This window comes from Enterobacter cloacae complex sp. P47BA (assembly GCF_014930485.1).
In the GTDB taxonomy this organism is placed as follows: domain Bacteria; phylum Pseudomonadota; class Gammaproteobacteria; order Enterobacterales; family Enterobacteriaceae; genus Enterobacter; species Enterobacter bugandensis.
In genome coordinates, this window is sequence record NZ_JADBRF010000006.1 from 87,109 (window position 1) to 110,537 (window position 23,429).

Consider the following 23,429-nt stretch of genomic DNA (forward strand, 5'->3'; position numbering starts at 1 on the left):
ATGCTGACTACACTTCTTTCCATTCTGACCAACCGCATTCTGTGGAGCTTCCTCGGCGTCACGGCGCTGGCGGCGGTGATCTGGATGATTGGCCCGCTGTTGTCCATCGTGGACACCCGACCGCTCGAATCCGAACAGAACCGCATCATCAGTATCGCCGTGGTCTACCTGCTGTGGGCGCAGGGCCATATTCTGCCGCGCCTTTATAACGCCTGGCTGAACCGCAAGCTGATGGACAAGCTCAACGAGAACACCACCAGCCCGGAGGCGGCGGATCCGCAGCAGCGCCTGAACAGTGAGGAGCAGATCCTCGCCAGCCGTTTTGATGAAGCCGCGCAGATGCTTAAAAAAGCGCACTTCAGCAAAGCGGGCCAGGGCGCTCAGTGGACCCAGCGCTTCAGCACGCAATATCTCTATCAGCTGCCATGGTACGTCATTATCGGCGCGCCGGGCTCCGGTAAAACCACGGCGCTGGTGAACTCCGGGCTGCAGTTCCCGCTGGCCGACCGTTTCGGTAAGACCGCGCTGCGCGGTATTGGCGGCACGCGCAACTGCGACTGGTGGTTTACCAACGAGGCCGTGCTGCTGGACACCGCGGGTCGCTATACCACCCAGGAGAGCGAGCAGGCGCAGGATGCCGGTGAGTGGCTGCAGTTCATGGGGCTACTGCGCAAGTACCGTCGCCGCCAGCCGATCAACGGCGTCATTGTCACGATCAGCATTTCGGACCTGCTGACCCAGTCTGCCGAGGCGTCCCGCCAGCAGGCGGTGAACCTGCGCCAGCGCCTGTCCGAGCTGCATGAACAGTTGGGTATCCGCTTCCCGGTGTACGTGATGGTGACCAAGGCCGACCTTCTCAAAGGCTTCCGCGCCTGGTTTGCCGACTACGATAAAGCGCAGCGCGACCAGATCTGGGGCTTCACGCTGCCGTGGGAGCAGACCAAACACGCCGATTACGACCTGATGGGCAACTTCCAGCAGGAATTTTCTCTGTTACAGCAGCGTCTTGATGCCGGGCTGCCGGAAACCATGCTCAAGGAGCATGACGCGAAAACCCGCGCCGAAGCGTATCTCTTCCCGCAGGAGTTCGCTGCACTGCGTCCGCTGCTGGCGGACTACCTGAGCACGGTCTTTGCGCGCTCCAACTTCGAAACTGAGTTCTCCCCGCGCGGGATCTACTTCGCCAGCGGGACGCAGGAAGGCATGCCGTTTGACCGCGTAATGGGCGAACTGAACCGCGCGCTCTCCCTGCCGGAAGGGGCAGAGCGCGATAACTGGGATTCGGTCAGTAAAGAAGCCCCAATCCCGGGCGCGAAGGGCCAGAGTTTCTTCATCAAGAACCTGCTGCAAAACGTTATTTTCCAGGAAGCCGGGATCGCCGGGGAAAACCGCTGGTGGGAACTGCGCAACCGGGCGGTGATCTGGTCCGGCTACGCGGCGCTGCTGGCCCTGCTGGCGATCCTCGGCGGGCTGTGGCTGACCAGCTATGCTAAAAACAAGGCCTATCTGGAAGAGGTGGATGCGAAGGTGCCGCTGCTGGACCAGCAGAGCAAAGCGTTGCAGAACCAGCCGCAGCGTGACCTGTTCGATCTGCTGCCGTTGCTGAATGGCCTGGTGGACCTGCCGAAAAGCGACGCGTTTGATGTCAACGATCCGCCAGTCTCCCGCCGCATGGGGCTTTACCGTGGGGATGACGTCAGCGATGCTTCGCAGTCCCTGTACCAGAAGGCGCTGGATCAACTGCTGTTGCCCGCCGTTGCTATGCACATCACCACCTGGCTGCGCAACGACAACGGCAGCGACGTGGAGTACAGCTATGAGGCGCTGAAAGCCTATCAGATGCTCTATCAGCCGAAGCACTACGACGGCAAATTCCTGCACTCCTGGGTGATGCTCAACCTGCATCGCAACCTGCCGCAAAACGTCACGAAGGCGCAGCTGCAGCAGCTCGAATGGCATCTCACCCAGCTGCTGGAGCCGAAAATTCAGGCCTCGCCGTACGCGCAGGACGAATCCCTGGTGGCGCGTGAAAGAGCGCTGATCGGCCAGCAGCCGCTTTCAACCCGCGTCTACGGTCGCCTGAAGCGCCTGCTGGAACATGACGACAATCTCAAACCGGTCTCCCTTTCCGACCTGGGCGGGCCACAGAGCGAACTGGTGTTTTCCCGCAAAAGCGGTAAGCCGGTGAGCGAAGGGGTGCCGGGTCTTTATACGCCGGACGGTTACTGGAAAAGCTTTAACAGCCAGATTGACAGCGTAACGACCGCTCTGCATGAAGACGACGCCTGGGTGCTGGGCGCCGCGACCGCGCAGGAAGATAAACAGCAGATCGATAACGCCGTACGCCAGCTCTACATGCGCGACTTTATCGCGAACTGGGATCGCTTTCTCGCCGACATCCAGCTTAACAACAGCGCCGATCTCTCCCAGCGCATCAACACTGCGCGCCTGCTCTCTGGCGCAAACTCGCCCCTGCGCCGTCTGGTGCAGAACCTGAGCCAGGTGCTGACGCTCTCCCGGGATACCCCGGCACCGGAAGATGCCGATAAAGCGCAGGCGCAGAGCAACCGCGCCACCCGCACGCTGGAAGCGCTGTTCAGCAATAATGACAATGCCCCGACGCAGGCCGCCGCGATTACTCAGGCGCCGGAGCAGCTGGTGACGGACCACTACGCGCCGATGATTGAGCTGGCCCAGCCGCTGGAAAAGGGTGGCAAGACCATCGTCTTTGATGATTTTCTTAAGCAGGTGGACGAGCTTTATCGTTACCTGACCGCCGTGCAGGACGCCGCCAACAGCGGTATGCCGGCACCGGGCGGCGAGGCGATCAGCCGTCTGCAGGCCAGCGCCGGTCGACTGCCGGGCGGATTGCAAACCATGTTCAGCAACATGGCGGTGGGGGCCAGCAGCGATACCCAGCGCCGCGATCTGGAAAACGTGCGTAAGCGGATCAACGTTGAAGTCGGCGGTTTCTGCCGTCAGGCGATAGCCGGTCGCTACCCGCTGGTGCGCAGCGCCAGCACTGAGGTCACTCCGGACGATCTCGCCCGCATGTTCGCGCCGGGCACCGGGCTGATGGATACCTTCTTTCGCGACAACCTGACCAGCAAGGTGGATACGACGCAGGCAAACTGGCGCTTTATGCCGGGTATCGACGGTAAAACCCTGCCGGGCAGCGAAGGGCTGCTGAGACCGTTCCAGCAGGCCCAGTCGATTCGCGACGCCTTCTTTGCTAACGGCGCAACCACGCCGTCTTTCAAGGTGACGGTTCGCACCGTGCGAATGGATAACACCATTCTGAACCTGACGCTGGATGTCGACGGCCAGCTGCTGCGTTACAGCCACGGTCCGCAGGCGGTGCAGATCATGAACTGGCCGGGGCCGGGCGGCACCAACCAGGTCCGTATGCAGCTGGGTCTGGCTAACGGCAGCACCGCGACGCTGGTGACCAACGGCTCCTGGGCGCTCAACCGCTTTTTTGACAAAGCGAGCACTAGCCCGGGCGCGGGAAGCCTGAGCCGTCAGGCCACCTTCAACGTCGACGGACATCAGGTCACGCTGGAGTTTGCGCCGAACAGCATCCGCAACCCGTTCCAGCTTCCCCGTTTTTCATGCCCATAACCGCAAGGACAGCCGTATGACGAATACCCCTGCGATGAACCGCTACAGCTGGTATGGCAAATTACCCAGCGCCGGAGATTTCCTGCAGCGTCGCTTTCCTGACACCTTACAGCGCCAGTGGTCGCACTGGTTTCAGGTTGGCCTGCTGGCCTGGCAGCAGGAAGAGCAACGCAGCGGCGAGCGCCAGTTCACCAAAGCTCCGGTCTGGAATTTCGTCGTCCCGCCGATGCTGGGCAGCCAGATGATCCAGATGGGCTGCCTGCTGCCCGGCCGCGACAGCGTTGGCCGACAGTACCCGGTCTGCATTCAGCTGAGCTTCGCCCCGTCAGAGTGGTCGACCAGCCTGCTCAGCCAGGCGGAGAGCTGGTATCAGCAAATTGGTCGTCTGGGGCTGCACGCGGTGCGTAACAGCTTTTCCGCCTCGCAGCTGGATGAGATGCTGATGTCCATTCCGGCGCCGCAGCCCGTCGAGCCGCAGAAGCGCTCTGACATCCTCGACGTCATTGGCTACGACGAGGACGGGCAAAGCACGCTGGGCTGGCCGCAGGCGGCAGAGTGTTTTGACCCGCTGCGTCAGACCAGCTACTGGTGGACCAACCGCTGCGACGGTTACCCGCTGTACACCCACGTTCACAGCGGCAACTTCACCGGGCAGCTTTTTACCCTGCTGTTCGACCCGGCAGGGGGCGCCCGCCCGGGGCGTCACGGTCTCTATCCGCCTATGTTTGAATAAGCAGGGATCTCATGAATATCGAAGAATTTCTCGCGCCAATAAGTCCCGACAGGCCCTGTGGCGACAATCTGGAATATGACGCTGATTTCCAGGCGATGAACCAGGCCAGTCAGGGCAAAGCGGAACAGCAGTTTGGCGACACCATCATCCCGGCAGAGCCTGCGGACTGGAACACGGTAGAAAAATTCGCTACCAGCCTGCTGAGCCGCACCAAAGATCTTCGCGTGATGCTGGCGTTAACCCACGCCTGGACCCGCCGTCGCGGTCTTGCGGGCTACGCCGACGGACTGTTGCTGGTACAGGAGGCGATCGCGCGCTACTGGGAGCCGCTCTATCCGCTGCTGGAAGAGTATGGCGAAATCGACCCGTTCTATCGCATTAACGCTCTGGCAGGGCTGAGCGATAAATCCGAGCTCACCGTCGCGGTACGTAACGCCTCGCTGCTGCGTTCTAACGGCGATGAAATTTCGCTGCGTGACGCCCAGGCGCTGCTGGACGGCAGCAAGACGGAATGTCCGGACTATCCCGGCGGCCGTCCGCGGCTGATTGACGAGCTGGCCCGCGGCGACCAGCCGGGAACCGCAGCGGTTATCGTCATTAACGAACGGCTGCTGGCCATCCGCGAGCTGCTCACCGGGCATCTCGGTGAAAGCGGCGTACCGGAAATGGAACAGCTGCTGAAAACCGTGGGGCTGGTCGCCAGCGCGTGTCAGGTGACCGACATCAGTAAGCTGCTGCCGAACCGTGAAGCGCAGGCTGAACAGCACGCTGAGCCGCAGTCTGCGGCAGCGCAGCCCGTTCAGCCGGTCACCGACTGGCGCAGCGTGCAGGTTACCAGTCGCGCCGACGCGCAGCTAATGCTGGAGAAAGCGAAACAGTATTTTGCGCAGTACGAACCGAGCCACCCCGCACCGCTGATGATTGAACGGGTGCAGCGGCTGTCAGAACTTAACTTTATGGACATTATTCGCGATCTGGCGCCAGACGGCGTTAACCAACTGGAAAACATCTTTGGACGCCGCGAATGACGCGTCCTGGCATTATGACGACAGGCATGGAGTCTGCCGTTTCACCTTCACCGCGCATCTTTGATGGAGAACATCATGGCAATGAGTAACAGTGGACAGAAATTCATCGCACGCAACCGTGCTCCCCGCGTGCAGATCGAATACGACGTAGAGATCTACGGTGCAGAACGCAAAATTCAGCTGCCGTTTGTGATGGGCGTTATGGCCGATCTGGTTGGCAAGCCGGTGGAAAACCTGCCAGCCGTCGACGAGCGTAAATTCCTGGAAATCGACATCGATAACTTCGATGAACGCATGAAGGCGCTGAAGCCGCGCGTGGCGTTCCAGGTAGATAACACCCTGACCGGCGAAGGTAAGCTCAACGTCGATCTGACCTTCGACAGCATGGACGACTTCCTGCCGGACGCGGTGGCCCGCAAGGTTGAGCCGCTGAACAAGCTGCTGGAGGCGCGCACGCAGCTCTCTAACCTGCTGACCTACATGGACGGCAAAAACGGTGCGGAAGAGCTGATCGCAAAAATCCTTCAGGATCCGACGCTGCTCAAATCCCTGAGCCAGATGCCAAAAAATGACGAAAGCGCGAAAGGTAGCGAGGAATAATCGATGAGCAACCAGACTCAACAACACGATCAGCAGGCGGGTCAGGCGTTCAGCCAGGATGAGTTCAGCGCGCTGCTGAACAAAGAGTTCCGCCCGAAAACCGATCAGGCGCGTTCCGCCGTGGAGAGTGCGGTCAAGACTCTGGCGCAGCAGGCGCTGGAAAATACCGTTACCTTCTCGAACGACACCTACCGCACCATTCAGAACCTGATTGCCGGTATCGACGAGCAGCTCTCGCAGCAGGTGAACCAGATCATTCACCACGAAGAGTTTCAGAAGCTGGAGAGCGCCTGGCGCGGCCTGAGCTACCTGGTCAACAATACCGAAACTGACGAGATGCTGAAGATCCGCTTTATGAGTATCTCCAAGCAGGAGCTGGGCCGCACCCTGAAGCGCTACAAGGGCGTGGGCTGGGACCAGAGCCCGATCTTCAAGAAAATCTACGAGCAGGAGTACGGTCAGTTCGGCGGCGAGCCGTTTGGCTGCATCGTCGGCGACTATTACTTCGACCACAGCCCGCAGGACGTTGAGCTGCTGGGGGAAATGGCGCGCATTGGCTCTGCGGCGCACTGTCCGTTCATCACCGGCACCGCGCCGGGCGTGATGCAGATGGAGTCCTGGCAGGAGCTGGCCAACCCGCGCGATCTGACCAAGATCTTCCAGAACACCGAATACGCCGCCTGGCGTTCCCTGCGTGAATCCGAAGACGCCCGCTATCTGGGGCTGGTGATGCCGCGCTTCCTGTCGCGCCTGCCGTACGGCATTCGCACCAACCCGGTGGACAGCTTCGATTTTGAAGAGCAGACCGACGGCGCAAACCACAACAGCTACTCGTGGGCGAACGCGGCCTATGCGATGGCCGCCAACATCAACCGTTCCTTTAAAGAGTACGGCTGGTGCACCTCTATTCGCGGCGTGGAGTCCGGCGGGGCGGTGGAAAACCTGCCGTGCCACACCTTCCCGAGCGATGACGGCGGCGTGGACATGAAGTGCCCGACCGAGATCGCCATCAGCGATCGTCGTGAAGCCGAGCTGGCGAAAAACGGCTTTATGCCGCTGGTTCACCGTAAAAACTCCGACTTTGCTGCCTTCATCGGCGCACAGTCTCTGCAAAAACCGGCCGAGTACCACGACCCGGATGCCACCGCCAACGCGCGCCTGGCGTCTCGTCTGCCGTACCTGTTCGCCTGCTGCCGCTTTGCCCACTACCTGAAGTGCATCGTGCGCGACAAAATCGGCTCCTTCCGCGAGCGCGAAGAGATGGAGCGCTGGCTGAACGACTGGGTGATGAACTACGTCGACGGTGACCCGGCGAACTCCTCTCAGGAGACCAAGTCCCGCAAACCGCTGGCGGCTGCGGAAGTGCAGGTGCAGGAGATTGAGGACAACCCGGGCTACTATGCCGCGAAGTTCTTCCTGCGTCCGCACTACCAGCTGGAAGGTCTGACCGTTTCTCTGCGTCTGGTATCTAAGTTGCCGTCGCTGAAGACGAAAGACGCGTAAGAGCAACATCTTGCACGGGCCGGCAAGAAAGACGGCTGGAACGGTAATAATGACTTCACATTCATTCCGTTATTTCGGAGGAATGTAAGACTGTCAAATGACACGGGTCATTTGATATGAGGCAGAGGTAAAATATGGACGGTTTTATTCAGCCCCATGCTTTCCTGTTTGCCATATAAGTGCTTTTTCGAAAGCAATATTGTTCATCCACGAAGAGTAGATATTATGGCTATTGATATGTTTCTGAAGGTCGAGGGTGTTACGGGCGAATCTAAAGATTCTAACCACACCGGCTGGACTGATATTACCTCCTTCTCCTGGGGCGCTTCCCAGCCAGGTAATATGAGCGTTGGCGGTGGCGGCGGTGCCGGTAAAGTTAACTTTAACGACCTGCACGTTAACGCACTGATCGACAAATCCACCACCGCTATCCTGAAACACTGCGCCAGCGGTAAACACCTGACTAAGGTTGAGCTGTCCGTCTGTAAAGCGGGCGGTCAGCAGGTGGAATACTCCCGCATTACGCTGGAAGATGTGCTGGTGACCTCTGTTCAGTACACCGGTGCAGACAACGGCGATACCGTTGGTGTGACCTACGCGTTCCAGGCTGCGAAAGTGAAACAGCAGTACTGGGAGCAGACCACTTCTGGTGGTAAAGGTGCTGAAAGCAGCGCTGGCTGGAACATCAAAGAGAACAAAGAAGCGTAATTGCGCATGTGGCCGGGGAATTTTCCCCGGCCATTATCAACCGGGAAGGAAGATAGCATGGCAAGTTTGCAGGAAGGAGGCGCCCGTCCTCTCACCATTGGCGAAATAGCACTGGCGCGCTCGGTTTTTGGTGATGCAATAAAGTATTCAGAAGTTAAAGTCCATAATAAAAGTTATTTGCCATTTAATATGCAGTCGACAGATGTTGCGATGACCCCCAATGGTGAGCTCTATTTCCGCGAGCCGCATTATCGGGATGACTTCTCAATAGAGGTTCCGCGATACAAGCACTGGTTTATTCACGAGATGGTGCATGTGTTACAGCATCAGATTGGAATGAATGTGCGAACCCGAGGCGCATTCAGTTGGGCAGCAAGTTATAAGTACTCTTTACCTCCGGATAAAAAACTCTCGGACTTTGGTATGGAGCAGCAGGCTTCTATCATTTCAGATTTTTATTATCTGATAAATTACGGCCTGGGTGATTTCCGAAACATTGCAGGGTTTGAAGGGATTATCGGACCAGACCTGAAGGATAAATACCTGCAGGTGTTATCGTTGTTTATTCAAAATCCTAAAGATCGGCGGGTATGGTTATGAAACAGTTACTCAGTGTTGTTGCAATCGCATTTACGGTAACTGCCTGCGTGTCTCATCCTGCACAGTATCAGTCGCTTTCGGTTACGCTGAAGAACAACGAACCCTGCTTTGCTATCCCTGCTAATTCCGGGTTAGACGCGCCTGTCACCAGCCATTCGCCCACCATAATGAAACGCGCGGGAAATGAATGGAAAGCAATATCGCCGCCGGCAACGTTTAGCCCTGAGGTGACGTTAACGACACAACAGTGTCACCAGTGGAAAGGGATTGCGTGGCAAGCCGGAGAATATGATGTTGCCTTGAAAGTGTCAGGAAAAAACGATTCTATTCGCTATGCGGCTCGTTTCACCTTACAAGAAGGTCCTTCAGGCCAGTTTAAGCTTACGCAGACTGAATAGAATGTGTTAACCCCAAACGTCGCCGTTCTCGCCCCGAGAGCGACAGCCCCATCCTGAGCTTCTTATCAAGGAGAAACAAGATGTCTCAAATGCGTCCTGCTTTTGGTGCCGCGTGGAACAGATTCAGAGAAGTAAACGTAAGCGTAGAACAGGTTGGCAAATTTTTGGGTGGAAAAGTTCAGCATAATATTGAGGCCGGTATTTTTAAAAATGCCTGCCCAATTCGCATGAGCTACGTTTTAAATTACTGTGGCATTCCGATTCCTTCTAACAGTAAATATGCGACAGTGACCGGAAACGACAAAAAACGCTATATGTTCCGCGTTAAAGATATGATTGCATTTCTACCCACGGTACTGGGCAATGCCGATATGTCTGTCTCTTCTCCCACTCCTGCGCAATTTGCAGGCAAACAGGGCATTATCATCTTCACCGGGCACGGCTGGAGCGACGCTACCGGGCATGTCACCCTCTGGAATGGAAATATTTGCTCTGATGATTGCCATTTCCTTGGCTCTCCTGGTAATGGTTCGTTTATCCCTACCAATGCAACATTCTGGAGCCTGAAATGAAACGTTTATTACTGCTGGTATTGGCTATCAATGCCTCTGCTGTTTATGCCCAAAATCTGCCTGCCGTCAGCGCTTTTACTCAGCAACAAATCTTTGAAAACTGGGTGCAAAACCGTTGCATCAGTAAGATTGCGGACAGTAAAAGCCTTAAAAATGATGCAGAAGCCAGTGCCGCCGCATGGCTTGAAGCAAGCGATCTCCCTCCGGAGAATTTTGAAAAAGCTGACAAGATCATTGATACCCTACTAAAAGAGAAAGTAGGCGGTACTGAACAGGGTGATTATCAGGTATTGAAGTGCAGTTTAATCACCAATAGTGACGCAATTCGTCTGCTCAACGTCCAAAAATAGCGTTTCACCGATATTGCCAGGAGATTTGACCGCACCATCTCGCGTCTTCAAGTCACAGCCCGTGACGGTGCTCAAGATGAGTGAAGATTCACCAGCCGTAGTGGTAAATGATGGTATCTATAGACTATTTACTATTGTTTCTTATTGTGGTCTTGTTCCTGGCCATTGGAATTATGGACCTGTTCAACTCTCGTTTTTTTAAAGAGCACGAGGCTGATTATAATCAGTTACTTTCTGAGTACCGGCGAAAAGGATATGACCTGGATCTTGTTACCGACTACGCTTCTTTTTTTGGTTCGTTGGCAAATTATCAAAAAATAATCTGGTTTGTTCGCCTTTATAAAGGCGTTAAAATGAAATTTACGCGTGAACGGCTTGTTCAGGAAGATGCTTATAAATATGTACAGTCGTTACCTGAAGAAAAAATTGGCTGGATACTAAAGTTACATCGCCGTTATAAGTTACAGGCGTTAATATTCACTCTATGGCTCATTGTTGGATTATATTTTATCATCTTCATTAAATAGTTTTTGATATTCAATTTCTCAAACGCCGCCGTTCTCACCCCCGAGAGCGGCAGCGTTTGAGCGCTAATCATACCAGCAGGAATACGCCATGCGATTCACGATTATTTCTACGAAACCCGGTCATCAGCCGCCGCAAAGCAGCTGTGATTTTTACGCCCCGGGCGGCACCATTGGGCGCGGTACGGATAACAATCTGGTATTACCGGACAATGACCGCACCATCTCGCGTCTGCAGGCCATTGTCCACGTTGACGCTCAGGGCGAATGCCGCGTCACCAACCGTGGCAGCGTCACCCGCGTGGTATTGAATGATATTCCGCTGGAGCGTGGGCGTCAGGTTGAACTGCAGGATGGCGACATTCTCGGTATTGATGACTACCGTATCGAAGTGACAGAACTGATCCACGACACACAGCCGGTGAGCCGCATGGCGGCCAGCATGCAGCAGCAGGCGCGTCCGACAGCCGCACCCGCTGCGCCCGCAGCGCAAGCGAAGCCTGCTAACCCCGCGCCACGCGGGAAGGCGGAACCGACCGCCGTGCCTTCCGAAATCTGGGACAGCCTGATGCAGGAGTTCTCCATCTCCGACAGCATCTCCAGCAACCGAGCAAAACCGCAGCCTGCGGCCTCACAGGATCCCTTCTCCCAGCCCGCCGCGCCGGAGCGTAATGCCGAAGATCCGTTGGCGATGTTCAACGACAGCGATCCAGCGCTTGAGCGCAAGAACGTCGACCCGGACACGCTGTTCAGCGACGAAGCGCTGTTCAAAAAAGAGAGCATTTTTGACGACGTGACGCCTTCCACGCTGGTGCCGCCGGTTGAGGGGCAACCCGCCCCTAAAGAAGACGCGGCGGACGAGCTTGACCCGCTGGCGCTGTTCGGTGGAAAGGCCAGCGCGCCAGCCGCGCGCAATGATGACCCGCTCGGGCTGATGGGCGGAGCACCGTTAACCCACCCGGATGATATTGCAGACGAAAAGCCAGCACCAACGCCTGAACCGGAGCAGGAAGAGGACGTGCTTGCCGATTCTCCGTTGTTCGCCCCAGAGTCGCAGGAAACGCCACGTGAAGAAGAGCCGGCACGGCCGGATTACGCAGGCTTCACCATGCCTACGCCGCAGGCCGTTGCGCGCAGCAGCGCTCAGGCACCGAAGGGGCGCCTGCGCATCGACCCGGTCAATAACGCGGCATCCCCAACCGCCAGCCCGAATAATGGCGAGAAGGGTGAAGTGCTGCAGGGCGAGCTGCTGCAGGCGCTGCTTGAAGGTATGGGCCTGAGCGAAATGCAGCCTGTTCCGCAGTTTGACCGGGAAAATATGCGTCAGTTGGGGCAGATTCTCGGCATGTTCTCGCAGGGCACAGTGGCGCTGCTCTCGTCGCGCTCCATCCTGAAACGCGGCGTAAAAGCCGATATGACCATGGTGCTGGACGATGCCAACAACCCGTTCAAGCTGTTGCCGACCGGGAAAACCGTCTTAATTCAGATGTTCGGCACCCCGATGCCGGGCTTTATGCCGCCGACCAAATCGGTGCGCGACGCGCTGATCGACCTGCAGGCGCACCAGCTGGGGATGATCTCCGGTATCCGCGCCATCATCGCCGCGATGCTGCAGTCCTTTAACCCGGAACAGCTGGAGGAGCAGGCGAAGCAGAACGGCATGACCTCGCGTCTGGCGCTGCCGGGCAGCCGCAAAGCCGCCCTGTGGGACTATTTTGTTCGTAGCTATGGCGAGACGGCGGGCGAGATTGAGGATGACTTCCACACCCTGTTCGGCGAAGCCTTCCTTCATGCGTATGACATGGAGGTGAATCAGTACAAAGACTCACAGAGCGGATCGGAAGACAAATGAATATCGCAACCGCTTCTCTCTCCCGCCAGGGGACGCGCGCCAGCAACCAGGATCAGACGGGAGAAACCATAGGGGAACGCTCGGCCTGCTTTGTCGTCTGCGACGGCATCGCGGGTCTGCCCGGTGGTGAAGTCGCCGCGGAACTGGCCCGTAACAGCATTATCTCCCGCTTCGATGGCGACAAGCACCTCAACGCGCAGCATATCCGCGACTACGTGCAGACGGCGAATCGCACCATTCTGAGCGAACAGCAGGCCGTTCAGGACTATCGCCGGATGGGTACGACGCTGGTCAGCCTGTTCATTGACCGGGACTACGGGCTGGCGTACTGGGCGCATGCCGGCGACAGCCGCCTGTACCTGTTTCGCCGGGGGTGGCTGTGGCACGTCACCACGGACCACAGTCTGGTGCAGCAGATGAAGGATGCCGGGCATCAGACGGACGATCTCAACAGCAACCTGCTTTATCTGGCGCTGGGAATTGAAAACGGCGGACCGGAAGCGAGCTACAGCGACGTGGTGCAGGTAGAAGATGGCGATGCCTTTTTACTCTGCACCGACGGGTTCTGGCACGGCGTCAGCGAAGAGCAAATGAAGCAGTCGCTGCACATGGTCAATACGCCGCAGGAGTGGCTGACCTTAATGAACCAAATCATTCAAAAGAATGGCGAGCAGGAGGGGAATGCGCAGGATAACTATACCGCCCTGGCGGTATGGATGGGCAACCCTCAGGACACCACTTTGCTGCACACCCTCTCTGACGCAGCACAATTTCTTCCCTGCGGAACTGATTAGACACACAAGGAACGATATGAAACTTTGGCTATCGGGTTTGGCACTTCTGGCGGCGACCTCCACCGCGCAGGCTGAAAATTTCCGCATCGTGCAGTCTCCTGCGCAGAAGCTGGATATCTGGATCGACAACATCAAAGACAACACCCCGCAAAGCTGGTGTAAGCCAGAAGTGGCGCTGCGCATTGTGGCGAACGGCAAGAAAGAGGTCTCCGTGCTGGAAAACTTTGTGCCGCGTCTTGGCTCGCTGCTGGAACACCAGTGCAGCAAAGTGAATAAACTCAGCTGGACGCTCAACGATCCCGAGGGGACGACGCTGGCGCAGGGCACGGCAGCTAAAGCGCAGGACTGGGCACTGGTGGTGAAACAGCAGCAGGCCGCGCCTGCTGAGACCGTCACCGCAACCCCAGCCAGCGGCGCGTTACTGCCGCCCGATCAGAACGTGGCTTCCCGCACCGTTGCCGCCGACCGTACGCCGTGGCAGGAGTTTACCCTGCAGGACGGCTGCCACCTGCGTACATTCTGGGAAGGGGGCGCCTCTGCACCGGCGCTCTTCATTCCGGATTCTGACACCACCCGCTGCGGTAACGGCAGCTGGCTGAGCGGTCACACCGTTATCTCTCAGTCCCGCAACGGCGGGCAGAAAGAGATGGCGGTGACGTACATTCACGGCTTCCCGGTGATGGGGCTGAATCAGAGCGCCGATCCGGAAAACGCGCTGATCACCTCCGTCAATAAAGAGCGCATGGTATTCAGCACGCCAGACAGCGATCAGAGCTGGATGATCCTGCCTTACGACAGCGCCCTGAACAGCTGGAAGAGCAACGGCACGGTAGCGGTAGAAATTTCCCGCGAAACTGCCAGCGACGATGCAAAACTGCAGGCGCGTATTGCAGCGGTGAAGAAAACCTGGAGCGCCTGGGTTGCCCCAGGCACCCCGCTGAATATCGTTCTGATTGATACCCTGCGTCCTCAGCTGCGCGATCCGGCAGTGGGCGCCTGGCGCGCGGCGAATTAAGGAATGGCTATGAATACCCTCTATCAACACCTGGCGGGTGAACCGCTCAACGACGCGCTGGCGCGTCTTGAAGCGGAGATCAAAGCCCGTCCGGCAGATGCAGACCTCCGCGCCGCGTTCGTGCAGTTTTTAATCCTCAGCGGCAACGGGACGCGCGCGCTGACCCAGCTGAAAAGCTGGCTGGCGCTGAAGCCGCAGGCGAAACCCACCGTCACGCTGCTGGAGCAGTCCATTCAGGGCGAGCTGCAGCGCGCACAGGTGATGGCGGGGCAGGCGCGTCCGGCCATGCCTGAAACTCAGTGGCCGTGGCTGACCACCCTGGCCGCGGCGCTCCGCGAGGAGGGCGAGCGTGCCCGGTCGCTGCGCCTGGAAGCGCTTGACCAGGCGCAGGCCACTCCCGGCCACATCACCCTCGAAAACGATGAGGCTCAGGCGTTTGACTGGCTGATGGACGGCGATGCCCGTCTCGGCCCGGTGTGCGAAACCATCGTGAACGGCCGCTATTTCTGGCTGCCGTTTAACGCTATCGCCGAGATCCGTTTCCAGGCGCCTTCCAGCGTAACCGATCTGGTCTGGCGTCACGCGCTGGTGCGCCTGACTGACGGTACGGAGCAGGTATGTCAGATCCCGGCGCGTTACCCGTTTGCTGCCGATGCGTCAGATGCGATCAAACTGGGCCGCACTACCGAGTGGCAGCCGCTCGATGAGGACGGCACCCTGTACGAAGGGATGGGCCAGAAAGCCTGGCTCAGCGAGCAAAGCGAAAGCCCGTTGCTGTCGTTAAGCCTCGTGTCGTTTGCGACGGATGGAGCCGATGAGTAATCCCGCTGGCGAAGGCGATCTGCTGCGCAGCGGCTGGCAAGCCCGCAGCAGGCAGGAGAAGGTGGGGGCGCGCGACAAAATGCAGCCTTCGCTGCTCGATCGCCTCACCGATAACGACCCGGAAAAAAAACGCGAGCCGGCCAACAGCAACCTGATCACCCACGCCGCGCTGCGTCGTAACGTGCTGCGGGATCTGCAGTGGCTGTTTAACACCATTAACCACGATGCCTCCGGCGATTTAAGTGCGCTACCGCACGTGAGCCGCTCGGTGGTTAACTTCGGCGTCGCGCCGCTCGCCGGGAAGAGAATGTCGGATATCGAATGGCACGATATTCAGCGCAAGCTCACCGAGGCCATCATCAATTTTGAACCGCGCATTTTGCCGCAGGGGCTGCAGGTCCGCTGCGTGTCGGATACCTCCTCGCTGGATCTGCACAACGTGCTCTCCATCGAGATTAAAGGGCGCTTATGGTGTGTGCCGTACCCGCTGGAGTTTCTGTTTCGCACCGATGTCGATCTGGAAAACGGCCATTTTGAACTGAAAGATGCGGGGTAATCATGGAAAGTAAACTACTCGAATATTACAACCGTGAGCTGGCCTACCTGCGCGAAATGGGGGCCGAGTTTGCCGAACGCTATCCGAAGGTCGCCGGGCGGTTGGGCATGCGCGGCATCGAAGTGGCGGACCCGTACACCGAACGCCTGATGGAAGGTTTCGCGTTTCTGACCTCCCGCGTGCAGATGAAAATGGACGCGGAGTTTCCGCGTTTCTCCCAGCGTCTGCTGGAGATGATCGCGCCGAACTACCTCGCGCCAACCCCTTCCATGGCGATTGCGGAAATTGAGCCCGACAGCAGCCGCGGCGATCTGAGCAACGGCTTTATTGTGCCGCGCGGCACCATGATGGACAGCCTGGCGCTGAAAAAGACCGGCGTAACCTGCAGCTATACCACCGCGCACGAGGTTAATCTGCTGCCGCTGAAAATCGACAAAGTGGAGCTCGGCGGCGTGCCCGCTGACCTGCCGCTGGCGCAGCTCGGCTTAAGCCAGCGGGGGATCAACAGCGCCTTGCGGATCCGCATTGCCTGTGACGGCCCACAAAACCTCGGGCACCTGAATTTTGACCGGCTGGAGTTTTTCCTCAGCGGCCCGGACATTGAGGCGCTGAAGCTGCTGGAGCTGGTGATGGAGCACCACGCCGGGATCGTCTGCCAGACGGTCAGCCCGCAGCCGCAGCGACAGCTGCTGGCAACGGATGCGCTGCGTCAGGAGGGCTTTGCGCCGGACCAGGCGCTCCTCCCGGACGATCTGCGCAACTTTGACGGCTACCGTCTGCTGCAGGAGTATTTTGCGTTTCCGGCCCGCTTCCGCTTTATCAGCCTGAGCGGTCTGAACACGCTTATCCAGCGCTGCGAAAACGAAAAAGCCTTCGATATCTTCATTCTGCTGGATAAGTCAGATGAACAGCTGGAGCGCGTGGTCGACGCCAGCCATCTGGCGCTGCACTGCACGCCGGTCATCAACCTGTTCCCGAAAGTGGCGGCCCGGCAGAAGCTGAATGAAGGCCAGCATGAATACCATCTGGTGGTCGATAACATCCGCCCGCTGGACTACGAAATTTATGCGGTAAATAAAATTTTTGGCAGCGCCGACGGCCAGCGCGACGACCAGACGTTTCGTCCGTTCTGGAGCACCTGGAGCGGCGACGCGGGCAACTACGGGGCCTATTTTTCCCTGCGCCGGGAACAGCGCGTGCTCTCCGAGCACGCCCTGCGCTACGGCACCCGTACCGGCTATATCGGCTCGGAGGTCTTTGTCTCGCTGGTGGATGAACAGCATGCCCCGTGGCAGGAAAACCTGCGCTACATCTCTGCCGAGGTGCTCTGTACCAGCCGCGACCTGCCGCTGATGCTCCAGCAGGAGCTCGGGCAGTTCATTATGGCCGACTCCATGCCGGTGAAGGGGTTAACCCTGCGCAAAGGCCCGACGCCGCCGCGTCCGGCGCTGGCGGAAGGGTTCAGCACCTGGCGGCTCATCAGCCAGCTGCAGATGAACTACCTCAGCCTGATGGACAGCGAAAATGAAGAGGGGGCAGCGGCGCTGCGCCAGCTGTTAGGTCTGTACGCCAACCTGGCCGAAACGCCGGTTGCACGTCAGGTGGAGGGGGTACGCCACTGCGTGCTGGAGCCGGTACACCGCCGCGTGCCTGAACCCGGCCCGGTCGTTTTCGCCCGCGGAATTGGCATCACCCTGACGGTGGACGAGCGGGCGTTTTCCGGCGCCAGCCCGTGGCTTTTCGGCAGCGTGATGGAGCGCCTTTTTGCCCGTCTGGTCTCCATCAACAGCTTCACCGAGTTCACCCTGAAGAGTCAGCAGCGCGGCGAGATAGGCTACTGGGCGCCGCGCATGGGTAAAAGGGCGCTGGTATGAGTGACGCTGCCACCGCACCGCTGCGCGTGCATCGCCTGACGAAGCTGCCGGATACGTTCTGGCACGGGGTCCGCGAGACACCCTGGCGCTACGATCTGTTTCAGCTGTTAAGGCGCATTGATGCCCAGGGTGGCGAGCGCTACCCGCTGGGACGCGCGCCGCTGCCGAAATTTGAGCCGCTGCGTATCGGCCAGCAGCCGTCGATGAGTTTTGCGCCGTCGACGCTGGCCCAGGTGCGTCAGCGGGAGGAAAGCGGGCTGCATGAGGTATCTATCCTCAGCTTCGGCCTGTTTGGCCCGAATGGCCCGCTGCCGGTGCATATGACCGAGTACGCCCGCGAGCGGATTCATCATCACCAGGACACCAGCCTCAGCGCGTTTGCCGATCTGTTCCATCATCGTCTGGCGCTGCTGTTTTACCGCGCCTGGGCGGATGCGCAGCCTGCCGTTTCCCTCGATCGCGCCGACAATAAGCGCTTTGAGGGCTACCTGGCGTCGCTGATCGGCATGGGGCAGCCGGGTCAGATGAACAAGGGCAGCCTGAGCGCCCATGCCCGCTTTACCCACGCCGGGCACCTGACCCGCCACGGGCGGGATCCGGAAGGGCTGGAGAAGATCCTGCGCAGCTATTTTAAAGCGCCGGTTAAGCTGGTGAGCAACGTGCCGCAGTGGATGCCGCTCTCCACCCGCGAGCAGGCGCAGCTGGGAGCAGGACGCCGCATGCCGCGCATGGGGGAATCCGCTTTTCTCGGCGTCGCCGTCCGCGACGTGCAGCATAAGTTTCGTATCGAGATTGGCCCGCTGAGTGCGGAGGAGTACAACCGCTTTCTGCCGGGCGAAGCGTGGGTCACCGAGCTGCGCGACTGGGTGCGCCAGTACGCGGGAATTGAGTTTGAATGGGAAACACGGGTGATCCTGCGTGAAGACGCTGTGCAGGGTACCACGCTCGGCAGCGCCGGGCGATTAGGCTTTAACACCTGGCTGGGGCATCAGCCGCAGCCTGTCCCCCGTGGCGATCTGGTGTATCGCGCAGAGCGATAAATTTTTCTAACGCATTGTTATCAACGGAACCGAACATGTCAGAAATTAGCCGTGCCGTGCTTTTCGGCAAACTGGATACGCTGTTATTTACCTCTCTGGAAAGCGCGACTGCCTTCTGCAAGCTGCGCGGCAACCCCTACGTTGAGCTGGTGCACTGGCTGCATCAGCTGATGCAGCAGCAGGATGGCGATCTGCAGCAGGTCATCCGCCACTTTGCCCTCGACGAACAGCAGCTAACGCGCGATATCGTGGCGGCGCTGGACGCTCTGCCGCGCGGCGCAAGTTCCGTTTCCGATCTCTCCGAACATATCGACAGCGCCGTGGAGCGCGCCTGGGTCTTCGGCTCGCTGAAGTTTGGCGTCAGCCGCATTCGCGGTGGCCATTTGCTGATCGGCATCCTCAAGACCTGGAATCTGGCCAACGTGCTGAAAAGCATCTCGTCGCAGTTCACCCGTCTTAACGTCGAAGTGCTGATCGAGCAGTTCGACGCTATTTGCGCCGACAGCAAAGAGACGCAGCAGGCTGCTGCCGCCGTCGATGCACCGGCGGGTGCGGTCCCGGCGGCTCAGGGAACGCTGGCCCAGTACGGCCAGGACCTGACCGCCCGGGCCCGCGACGGGAAGATTGATCCGGTTGTCGGGCGCGACGAGGAGATCCGCCAGATGGTGGATATCCTGATGCGCCGCCGCCAGAACAACCCGCTGCTGACCGGGGAGGCCGGGGTCGGCAAAACAGCAGTCGTTGAAGGGCTGGCGCTGCGTATCGCCGACGGCGACGTGCCGGAGCCGCTGCAGAACATTCAGCTGTGGCTGCTGGATATCGGCATGCTGCAGGCAGGCGCGGGCATGAAAGGTGAGTTTGAAGCCCGTCTGCAGGCGCTCATTAACGAAGTCCAGTCCAGCGCCACGCCGATTATTCTGTTTATCGATGAGATCCACACTCTGATTGGTGCAGGCGGCCAGCAGGGAACCGGCGATGCGGCGAACCTGCTGAAGCCGGCCCTGGCGCGCGGTCAGCTGCGCACCATCGGCGCCACCACCTGGGCGGAATACAAAAAGTACATTGAAAAAGACCCGGCGCTGACCCGTCGTTTCCAGACGGTGCAGGTTCACGAGCCGGATGAAGCGAAAGCCATTCTGATGCTGCGCAGTACCGTGTCGCCGCTGGAGACGCACCACCAGGTCCTGCTGCTCGACGAAGCGGTCAGCGCGGCGGTGAAGCTGTCCCATCGCTACATTCCGGCGCGTCAGCTGCCGGACAAAGCCGTAGCCCTGCTCGATACCGCCTGTGCCCGCGTGGCGGTCAGCCAGAGCGCGCCGCCGGCGCAGCTGGAAGACTGCCTGCGCCATCTTGCCGCGCTGGACGTGGAAATTGAAATTGCTGAACGCGAAGCGCGCGTCGGCGCCGGTGACGCAGAGCGCGTAACGGCATTAATCACAGAGCGCGACGCGTATGAAACAAAACGCGAAGCCCTGGCCCGGCGCTGGGAAGACGAGCGCGGCCTGGTGCAGGAGATTATCCGCCTGCGCGCCGCGCTGTTTGCGGCGGGCGAGGAAGAGACCGCCGAGCTGCGCAGCCAGCTGGCGGAGCAGCAGCAGGCGCTGAACGCCTTACAGGGTGACGAGCCGCTGCTGTTTGCGGCGGTAGATGAAAACGTGGTCGCCGCAGTCGTCTCTGACTGGACCGGGATCCCGCTGGGCCGGATGGTGAAAAACGAGATCGACGCGGTGCTGAACCTTGCCGATACGCTGAACCAGCGCGTTATCGGCCAGCGTCACGGGCTGGATCTCATTGCCCGCCGCGTGAAAACCTCGCGGGCGAAGCTCGACGATCCGAACAAACCGGTGGGCGTCTTTATGCTGTGCGGCCCGTCCGGCGTCGGGAAAACCGAAACCGCGCTGGCGCTGGCGGAATCCCTGTACGGCGGCGAGCAGAACGTCATCACCATCAACATGAGCGAGTTCCAGGAAGCGCACACCGTTTCCACCTTAAAAGGTGCGCCTCCGGGATACGTAGGGTATGGTGAAGGCGGCGTGTTAACCGAGGCCGTGCGCCGTCGCCCCTACAGCGTGGTGCTGCTGGACGAAATTGAAAAAGCGCACCCGGACGTCCATGAGATCTTCTTCCAGGTCTTCGACAAAGGCTGGATGGAGGACGGCGAGGGGCGCCACATTGATTTCCGTAACACCATTATCATTCTGACGTCCAACGTGGGTACCGAGCTGATAAGCGCCATGTGCGCCGATCCGGAGCTGATGCCGGAGCCTGACGCGTTAAGCAGCGCGCTGCGCCAGCCGCTGCTGGAAGTATTCCCGCCGGCGCTGCTGGGCCGCCTGCTGGTGGTGCCGTACTACCCGCTCAGCGACGAGATGCTCGGGCAGATTGTGCGCCTGCAGCTCAAGCGCATTAAGCGTCGTCTGGAAGAGAATCACAGCATTATTTCTGAGTTTGACGACAGCGTGGTGGAACAGATTGTTCAGCGCTGCACCGAGGTGGAGTCCGGCGGCCGCATGGTAGATGCTATCCTGACTAACACCCTGCTGCCTCAGATGAGCCAGATCTTACTTACCGCCAGCCGCAGCGACGAGCAGTACCGACGCCTGCATGTCACCTGCGAGCAGGGCGAGTTTCACTGTCAGTTTGCCGCGTAATAATCATCAAGAGAACTGTAAAAGATGACGGATAATGATAACAATCGGACTGTCCCAAACGCGCTCCCGGTCGGGTACCGCTTCAACGAGTTTGAAATCAAAGAGGTGATCGGCGGCGGCGGTTTTGGCATTGTCTATCGCGCGTGGGATCACCAGCTCGAACGCACTATCGCTATCAAAGAATTTATGCCTTCCTCGCTCGCCGTGCGCGGCGACGACATGACCCTGGTGCTGCGCAGCGAGCGCTTTGGCAAAGCATTTTCCGCGGGCCTGAACAGCTTTATTCAGGAAGCGCGTCTGCTGGCGCGTTTTAACCACCCAAACCTGCTGCACGTCCTGCGTTTCTGGGTGCAAAACGACACGGCCTACATGGGGACGCTGTTTTACAGCGGCACCACGCTTTCACGTCTGCGCGAAGAAAAGCCGGAGCTGATCAACGAGGCCTGGATCCGCCGCACGCTGCCGATGCTGTTCGGGGCGATCAAGACCATCCACGACGAAGGCTATCTGCACCGTGATATCTCTCTGGATAATATTCAGATCCAGGATAACGGCCTGCCGGTGCTGCTCGATTTCGGCTCCGCGCGCCGCACCATCGGTAACCTTTCCGACGAAACGGAAACCATGCTGCGCCCCGGCTTTGCGCCGATTGAGCAGTACACCGACGACAACGAGAGCGAGCAGGGGCCGTGGACGGATATTTACGCCCTCGGCGCGGTGCTGCGTACCCTGATTGTGGGTTCTCCGCCGCCGGTCAGCGTGGTGCGCTCCATCCAGGACACCTGTAAGCCGCTGGTGGAAATCATGCCGCAGGGCTACTCCATCCCGCTGCTGCAGGCCATCGACCGCGCGCTGGCGCTGCACATGGAGGACCGTCCGCAGTCTATCGACGAATTCGCGGCGCTGATTGAGATGCCGGTCGCCGGGATCAACGACGTGCTCACCGCCAAAAAGACCGGCACCATGCTGGTTCCTGTTGAGGAAGAGAAGCCAGCTTCGGTGCTCGACTGGCGTCGCTATAAGATCCCGGGCATGGTTGCCGCGGGCGTGCTGGTGGGCGTTGTCGCCGGGGCGATGCTGTTCAGCGGTGGGAATGATGCGCCTGAGCAGACTGCCCAGGCTCCGTCAGAGACGCGTCCGACAGAAACTGCCGCGAACGCGCCAGAGGTGAAGCCAGAAACGGCGACGGTGAGCGAGCCAGCGACGGCGCAACAGACGCCACCACCTGCCGATGCCAGCCCGGTCGCGCTGGTTTATATCCGTATCCAGGACGGTGAAACGCTTAAAGTGAACGGTGAACCAAAAGCGCTGCGTCCGGCGACCAACGGCTATGCCTCGCTCAAGCTGCCAGCGGGTGAGACGAAGATTGAACTGCAGGGCAACGGGAGAACGCGCAGCCAGACGCTGGATATCAGCAAGCCGGGCACCTGGCTGGTGAATCCTTAGTAATGCACGATCTTCAAGGCCAGAGACTTATTCCAAAGGTGTTCGAAGATCGTCTCTTCTCTTTATGTACAAAATCGCTTTAGGATTGAAAGCTCAGTTGGCTCAGTAGCGGTGGTCTTAATTGACCACCGTCAGTGAAAAACGACAGGCCCATTAATCTCCGACCCCGGGGAGTTAGCTGAAGCGAAGATGCGGAATTCCATTTTTGTCAGTGTTAATTACGTGCATAAACAAAATGTTGCTTATTTAAAGAGTAAATCAGGGTATTTCTGGGGAAGTATGGATCTTCTCGCAATTTTACTTTATTGCGCGAATTCAGTACGCCACAACAGAATCCCATTTCTTTCTGACGCAAAAGCATTTAGTGCTTCGTTGAATTATTTTGCAGGTGATGGTTTCAGCATTTTGGTCATGCTTTTTTTTGTGCTTGACTTACTTTTACTACTCTCTTTGTTTACTTCGGCCTGGTTATTCTTCAAACGAAAGAACGGTGCAGTCAAATTTGCTCTTGCTCAGGAATTATTTCGTTTGATTTCATTCAGATGTTCAGTCTCATTTGTCCCTCTTTTAGTAAGCGTGTTTGGAATTTCAAACGTCTGGTTGAATGTAGGGTTATTTGTCACATCAGAGTCACTGAAAATCTACTCTCTTGTTTTTTGGATGAACGAGCGGGAAAAGCCCCTTTCTTGAATGATGCTTTATCAGAGATGCGACCCGCTTTTTTGCATCGCATAAGCTAAAT

The 23,429-nt window shown here is 58.5% G+C and carries 21 protein-coding genes; all 21 read left to right on the forward strand.

Features of this window, described 5'->3' with window-relative positions:
• Positions 1-3,621, forward strand: a complete 3,621-nt coding sequence (tssM, locus tag IM299_RS08470; RefSeq protein ID WP_193357314.1) for a type VI secretion system membrane subunit TssM — start codon at positions 1-3, stop codon at positions 3,619-3,621.
• 16 nt (positions 3,622-3,637) lie between these two features.
• A complete protein-coding gene (gene tagF / locus IM299_RS08475; protein WP_028013492.1) occupies positions 3,638-4,354 on the forward strand; it encodes a type VI secretion system-associated protein TagF in 717 nt (238 codons plus the stop codon).
• An 11-nt stretch (positions 4,355-4,365) separates the two neighbouring features.
• Complete coding sequence (tssA, locus tag IM299_RS08480) at positions 4,366-5,382, forward strand: type VI secretion system protein TssA (RefSeq protein WP_193357315.1); 1,017 nt, start codon at positions 4,366-4,368, stop codon at positions 5,380-5,382.
• Positions 5,383-5,457: 75 nt separating this feature from the next.
• Entirely contained in the window at positions 5,458-5,982 is a 525-nt protein-coding gene (tssB, locus tag IM299_RS08485; protein ID WP_022648413.1) for a type VI secretion system contractile sheath small subunit, read from the forward strand.
• A 3-nt stretch (positions 5,983-5,985) separates the two neighbouring features.
• A complete protein-coding gene (gene tssC / locus IM299_RS08490; RefSeq protein ID WP_006810956.1) occupies positions 5,986-7,485 on the forward strand; it encodes a type VI secretion system contractile sheath large subunit in 1,500 nt (499 codons plus the stop codon).
• Between the two features lie 225 nt (positions 7,486-7,710).
• On the forward strand, positions 7,711-8,193 hold the full coding sequence (locus IM299_RS08495) for a type VI secretion system tube protein Hcp (RefSeq protein ID WP_008502640.1): 483 nt from the start codon (positions 7,711-7,713) through the stop codon (positions 8,191-8,193).
• Between the two features lie 57 nt (positions 8,194-8,250).
• Positions 8,251-8,793, forward strand: a complete 543-nt coding sequence (locus IM299_RS08500) for a hypothetical protein (RefSeq protein WP_045630810.1) — start codon at positions 8,251-8,253, stop codon at positions 8,791-8,793.
• Positions 8,784-9,191, forward strand: a complete 408-nt coding sequence (locus IM299_RS08505) for a putative T6SS immunity periplasmic lipoprotein (protein WP_072050489.1) — start codon at positions 8,784-8,786, stop codon at positions 9,189-9,191. The genes IM299_RS08500 and IM299_RS08505 overlap by 10 nt, the downstream gene beginning before the upstream one ends.
• Before the next feature lie 80 nt (positions 9,192-9,271).
• Complete coding sequence (locus tag IM299_RS08510; RefSeq protein WP_045630811.1) at positions 9,272-9,763, forward strand: type VI secretion system amidase effector protein Tae4; 492 nt, start codon at positions 9,272-9,274, stop codon at positions 9,761-9,763.
• On the forward strand, positions 9,760-10,113 hold the full coding sequence (locus tag IM299_RS08515) for a T6SS amidase immunity protein Tai4 family protein (protein ID WP_048956571.1): 354 nt from the start codon (positions 9,760-9,762) through the stop codon (positions 10,111-10,113). Before IM299_RS08510 ends, IM299_RS08515 begins: the two co-directional genes overlap by 4 nt.
• Positions 10,114-10,223: 110 nt before the next feature.
• On the forward strand, positions 10,224-10,640 hold the full coding sequence (locus IM299_RS08520; RefSeq protein WP_045630830.1) for a hypothetical protein: 417 nt from the start codon (positions 10,224-10,226) through the stop codon (positions 10,638-10,640).
• An 88-nt stretch (positions 10,641-10,728) separates the two neighbouring features.
• On the forward strand, positions 10,729-12,489 hold the full coding sequence (gene tagH / locus IM299_RS08525; RefSeq protein WP_193357316.1) for a type VI secretion system-associated FHA domain protein TagH: 1,761 nt from the start codon (positions 10,729-10,731) through the stop codon (positions 12,487-12,489).
• Positions 12,486-13,283, forward strand: coding sequence for a PP2C family serine/threonine-protein phosphatase (locus IM299_RS08530; RefSeq protein WP_023336024.1), 798 nt, complete (start codon positions 12,486-12,488; stop codon positions 13,281-13,283). The genes tagH and IM299_RS08530 overlap by 4 nt, the downstream gene beginning before the upstream one ends.
• Positions 13,284-13,299: 16 nt before the next feature.
• Entirely contained in the window at positions 13,300-14,298 is a 999-nt protein-coding gene (locus IM299_RS08535; protein WP_193357317.1) for a hypothetical protein, read from the forward strand.
• Positions 14,299-14,307: 9 nt separating this feature from the next.
• Positions 14,308-15,120: a type VI secretion system accessory protein TagJ gene (locus IM299_RS08540; protein WP_193357318.1), complete on the forward strand. Its 813-nt coding sequence runs from the start codon at positions 14,308-14,310 to the stop codon at positions 15,118-15,120.
• A complete protein-coding gene (gene tssE / locus IM299_RS08545; RefSeq protein WP_028013485.1) occupies positions 15,113-15,676 on the forward strand; it encodes a type VI secretion system baseplate subunit TssE in 564 nt (187 codons plus the stop codon). The genes IM299_RS08540 and tssE overlap by 8 nt, the downstream gene beginning before the upstream one ends.
• A 2-nt stretch (positions 15,677-15,678) precedes the next feature.
• The gene (gene tssF, locus IM299_RS08550) at positions 15,679-17,550 is read left to right on the forward strand and encodes a type VI secretion system baseplate subunit TssF (RefSeq protein ID WP_048956575.1); all 1,872 of its coding nucleotides are present in this window, start codon (positions 15,679-15,681) and stop codon (positions 17,548-17,550) included.
• Positions 17,547-18,590: a type VI secretion system baseplate subunit TssG gene (gene tssG / locus IM299_RS08555; protein WP_193357319.1), complete on the forward strand. Its 1,044-nt coding sequence runs from the start codon at positions 17,547-17,549 to the stop codon at positions 18,588-18,590. Before tssF ends, tssG begins: the two co-directional genes overlap by 4 nt.
• A 35-nt stretch (positions 18,591-18,625) precedes the next feature.
• Positions 18,626-21,241: a type VI secretion system ATPase TssH gene (tssH, locus tag IM299_RS08560; RefSeq protein ID WP_193357320.1), complete on the forward strand. Its 2,616-nt coding sequence runs from the start codon at positions 18,626-18,628 to the stop codon at positions 21,239-21,241.
• A gap of 24 nt (positions 21,242-21,265) precedes the next feature.
• Entirely contained in the window at positions 21,266-22,687 is a 1,422-nt protein-coding gene (locus IM299_RS08565) for a serine/threonine-protein kinase (RefSeq protein ID WP_193357321.1), read from the forward strand.
• Between the two features lie 189 nt (positions 22,688-22,876).
• Positions 22,877-23,377 carry a hypothetical protein gene (locus IM299_RS08570; protein WP_193357322.1) on the forward strand — a complete coding sequence of 167 codons (501 nt, stop codon included), beginning with the start codon at positions 22,877-22,879 and terminating at the stop codon, positions 23,375-23,377.
• The last annotated feature ends 52 nt before the right edge of the window (positions 23,378-23,429 follow it).